Source organism: Micromonospora sp., from assembly GCF_048594385.1.
Classification (GTDB): domain Bacteria; phylum Actinomycetota; class Actinomycetes; order Mycobacteriales; family Micromonosporaceae; genus Micromonospora; species Micromonospora wenchangensis.
Map to the genome: position 1 here is coordinate 1 of NZ_JBMDWU010000100.1, position 4,125 is coordinate 4,125.

Here is a 4,125-nt window from a genome sequence, read left to right on the forward strand (position 1 = left end):
CGGCCGGCGCGCGGGCGGGGGCCGGCGGGGTGGCCGGGCGCGAGGGGGTGGCCACGGCACCGGGGTCGGCGGCGACCGCCCCGGCCGGCAGCCACGCCACCGGCCGCCACAGGGCGCGCCCGGCCGCCGCGGCGTCGGCCAGCGCCCGCGCCTCGGCCTCCGGAGCGGTCACCTGCCGCCCCGGGTCCGCCGTCGTGCCGCCCGCCTGCGCCAGGGGCCCCAGCTCGTGCACGAGCAGGGCCCGCCCGGCGGCCCGGGACGGGTCGAAACCCGGGGCCAGGTGCACCACCTGGTCGGCCAGCAGCCCGCGCGCGCCGTGGTTGGCGGCCCGGCGACCGTCCCCGCCGAGGCGTACCCGCACCGCGTCGGGGCGCAGCCCCAGCGCCGGGGCGTACCTGTCGACCAGGTCCCGGGTCAGCGTGGCGAGGGCGTCGTCACGCGCCGCGGCGGGTTCCGTCGCCGGGAGCGGGGCCCGCTGCGCGGCCGGGCCGGGGGCGGTCACCGCGACCACCCGGGCAGGCGTAGCCGGACCCAGATCGCCTCGGCCAGCGCGGTCGGCAGGTCGGCGGTGGCCGGCGCATCGGTCACCGGGGTCACTGTCGACGGCAGCCCCCGCTGCGCCAGCAGCCGGGTCAGCCGGGCACCCACCTCGGCCGCCAGGGTGGCGTCGACCGGCCCGTCGACGCCGGTGACGACCAGCCGGCGGATGTCGACCTCGACGGTCGTGACGTCGGCGTTCACGACCACAGCCCCGGATCGGCCGGCCGGTCGTGCTTGGCGTACTCGGCGGCGACCGCGTCGAGCACGTGCCGCATCCCGACCGGGGTGCCCTCCCCGGCGGCGACCAGCGCGGCGCGCAGCGCGACGGTGTGGATGTCCCCGCCGGTGAGGTCCAGTTCGGCCAGCCGGGGCAGGTCCAGGTCGGCGGTGGCGACCCCGGGCGGGAAGGCCCGCCGCCACAGTCCGGCCCGCTCGGCGGGACCCGGGTGCCCGAACGGCACCACCACCCGCAGCCGGCGCAGGAAAGCCGGATCGATGGCGGTGCGCATGTTCGTGGTCAGCACCGCCACGCCCCGGTACCGCTCCATCCGTTGCAGCAGGTACGACACCTCGATGTTGGCGTACCGGTCGTGGCTGTCACGCACCTCGGAACGGCGGCCGAACAGCGCGTCGGCCTCGTCGAACAGCAACACCGTGCCACCCCGTTCGGCGGCGTCGAAGATCCGCCGGAGCTGCTTCTCGGTCTCCCCGATCCACTTGCTCACCACGGTCGCCAGGTCCACCCGGTGCAGGTCCAACCCGAGTACCCCGGCGACCACCTCGGCGGCGAGGGTCTTGCCGGTGCCGCTGGGCCCGGCGAACAACGCGCCCACCCCGAGGCCCCGACCGGTCCGGCCGGCGAAACCCTGCTCGACCAGCAGCGCCCGACCTGCCGCGGCGGCGGCCAACTGCCGCAACTGGGCCAGGGCGGGCGCGGGCAGCACCAGGTCGTCCCAACCGGCCCGCACGTCGATCCGCTCGGCCAACCCGTCCAGGTCGCGGCGGACCCGCCCACGGACCAGTTCCCGGGCCCGGGTGACCGGGTCGTCGCCCGACCCGGCGGCGGGGGTAGCGGAGTCGAGGATGTCCCGGTGCCCCAGGTCGAACTCCCGGGCCAGCCCGGCGGCGGCCGACGCGGCGGGGCCGGGCAGCAGGTCCCGCCACAGCGCCCGCTGCTCGTCCCGGGTCGGCCGGTCCACCGTCGGCCCCGGGGTCACCCCGTCGAGGGCGACCGCGCGGGGCGTGCTGACCACCACGTCACCGACGAGCCGGGCCAGCAGCTGCGACACGGCGGCGCTCGTGTCCGGTGGTTCGTCGCCGGTCAGCTCGACGACCAGCACCGGGTCGGCGAGCACCACCTCCCGGTTCCACAGCCGGGCGAAGGCGTCCCGGTCGGTCACCGCCCGGGGCAGCTCGGCGGCGGCCACCCGGTGCCCGGTCCGGCCCACCGTCGTGCAGGCCGCCGCCACCACGTCGAGCCGGTCGTCGTGGTCGGGCCCGCACACCCGCAGCGGGCGTCGCCCGGCCTGCCAGGTGGCGCAGAGCTGCCGTACGGCCCGACGGCGGCTGGCCGGCAGGATGGCCGGCGGCGGGGGTAGCGCCACCAGGTAGGGCCGGAGCCGTTCGTCGAGCCGGCCGACGCCGTGCAGCTCGTGCAGGACCCGCTCGTCGACCCGCAGCGGGGCGTGCGGCAGGGGGCCCTCGGCCAGCTCCACCAGCCGGGCCGCGCGCAGTGGACGGTCGGCGGCGAGGGCGTCCCAGTGCCCGCCGGGCAGGGCGTCCAGGCACCAGGCGAACGTGGGTGGCCGGTCCAGCATGCCCAGCTCACCGGCGACCGTGGCGGCCAGCACGTCACGTTCGAAGCCGGTCAGCCCGAACCCGGCGCCGATCCGGTCCAGCGGGGAGCCGCCGGGCGGGGTGTCGGCCGCCGGTTCCCCCTTGAGTAGCAGGCGGATGCGGTCCAGTTCGCCGGCCAGCCCGTCGCCGCCGGCGGTGACCGGGGGCGGGGCGGGCCAGCGGGCGGCCGGGCGTGGGGCGGGCATCACAGCACCACGGCCGGGCCGTCGTACCGGCCGGTCGGGTCGGCGTGCAGCGGACTGTCCACCCCGTCGACCCGCAACCGGGCCAGGTACGTGCCGGCCGGCAGGTCGCGGAAGGCGAAACCGATCCGCCCGGTGCGCTCCCCGCCGGGCGGCACCCCGTTGCCGGCGGGCGCGGCGAGCACCGTGCCACCCGCCCCGGTCAGCCCGAGGGTGACCTGCTGGCCGGTCTCGACCCCGGGGACGACGTCGACGGTGACCGTGCCGGTGCGCAACAGCACCCCGTCGACCGTGCGGCTGGACTCGACCACCACGTCGGCGGGGGCGACGGTGATCGTCGGCCGGTAGGTGACGGGCACCGCGTCGGAGCTGATCGCCGGCCGGGGCGTGGGCGGGTCACCCAGCGCCACCGCGTGGGTGACGACCAGACCCCGGATACCGGCCGCGACGGGCCGGTCGAACGCGGTCAGCGGCAGCCGCAGCTCACCGGCGGTGACGGTGGCGGGGCTGGCCGACGCCGCCCCGATCCGCACCCGTACGTCCGGCCCGGCGAGGTTGCGGCCGGTCACCACCAGGGTCGCACCGGCCGTGACCGGGGTGCCGGTCGGCCCGTCGGCGCGTACCTGGTCGACCTCGGGGCCGTCGACGTCGATCGTGCCGGCGCTGACCGCGCGGACCGGCAGCGGCTCCCGCGCGCCGCGCAGCGGGTCGATCAGCACCACCGACACGTCGAAGAAGACACTGCTGCGGTACGGCGCGCTGAACGCCGACCAGAGCCGGAAGCTCTCCTCCCCGCCGGGGCTGTTGGTGACGCTCACCCGCAACTGCTCAAGCTGCTCGGCGAGGCGGGAGTCGGCCACCGGGGCGGGCAGCGTCGGGTCCGGCGGGTCGGGGGCGAGCGAGCGGCGGATCGCCGCCCGGGTCAGCACCGGCGTCTCGTGCAGCATCGCCAGCAGGTGCCCGAGCAGGATCTCCCCGGTCAACGGGTCGTGACCGTAGACGCTGGCCACGTAGTGCAGGTCGACACCGAGCGGCGGCGCGGCGACGTCGTCCCCACCGGTGCTGCGCGGCGGCGGCCCCAGGTTGGCCCAGGTGGGATTGCGGGTCACCCGGCTCAGGAACAGGTTGACCTGGTTGCCCTCCTGGTTGCCGACGGTCACCCGGTCGGGTGGGCCGGCGGAGACCGACACCCCGCCGACCGCCGACGACGCGCCGGTGGCCCGCAGGTACGCCATCAACTGCCCGCGCAGCACGGCGGTGACGGCGGCGAGGGCGTACCCGGTGCTCATCGCGTCACCCCCGCTCCGCGCAGGTACGACTCCAGTTCCGGCGCCGGGCCCGGGGCGACGGCGGGTGCCGGGGTGACCGTCGGGGCGGTGACCGGCGGGGGCGTCGCCGGATTCCGCTGCGGGGTGAGACGGACCTCGATCCGACCGATGTGCACGTGCACGGCGACCGGCTCCGGTGCCCGCGCGTCGGCCCGGGTGACAGGCGTCCGGTGGGCGGGCGGGGAGGTCGGCGCGACGTGGGTCACCGGCACGGCGGG

General features: G+C 77.7%; 4 protein-coding genes and 1 pseudogene. All 5 read right to left on the reverse strand.

From position 1 onward, the window contains the following. On the reverse strand, positions 1–502 hold a 502-nt coding region (locus tag ACOJTC_RS04535), incomplete at its 3' end, for an eCIS core domain-containing protein (protein ID WP_420115871.1). Continuing rightward, positions 499–741, reverse strand: a complete 243-nt coding sequence (locus ACOJTC_RS04540) for a hypothetical protein (protein WP_420115872.1) — start codon at positions 739–741, stop codon at positions 499–501. The genes ACOJTC_RS04540 and ACOJTC_RS04535, both read right to left, overlap by 4 nt. Then, on the reverse strand, positions 738–2,582 hold the full coding sequence (locus ACOJTC_RS04545; protein WP_420115873.1) for an ATP-binding protein: 1,845 nt from the start codon (positions 2,580–2,582) through the stop codon (positions 738–740). Before ACOJTC_RS04545 ends, ACOJTC_RS04540 begins: the two co-directional genes overlap by 4 nt. Beyond that, positions 2,582–3,868: a DUF4255 domain-containing protein gene (locus tag ACOJTC_RS04550; RefSeq protein WP_420115874.1), complete on the reverse strand. Its 1,287-nt coding sequence runs from the start codon at positions 3,866–3,868 to the stop codon at positions 2,582–2,584. The genes ACOJTC_RS04545 and ACOJTC_RS04550 overlap by 1 nt, the downstream gene beginning before the upstream one ends. Beyond that, positions 3,865–4,125: pseudogene (locus ACOJTC_RS04555) on the reverse strand (hypothetical protein); the annotation flags it as partial. The pseudogene ACOJTC_RS04555 and the gene ACOJTC_RS04550, both read right to left, overlap by 4 nt.

What these genes read in the sequence shown, in the direction of transcription:
- ACOJTC_RS04545 (WP_420115873.1), bottom strand. Translation starts at nt 2,582, where the DNA reads ATGCCCGCCCCACGCCCGGCCGCCCGCTGGCCCGCCCCGCCCCCGGTC.
- ACOJTC_RS04550 (WP_420115874.1), bottom strand. Translation starts at nt 3,868, where the DNA reads ATGAGCACCGGGTACGCCCTCGCCGCCGTCACCGCCGTGCTGCGCGGG.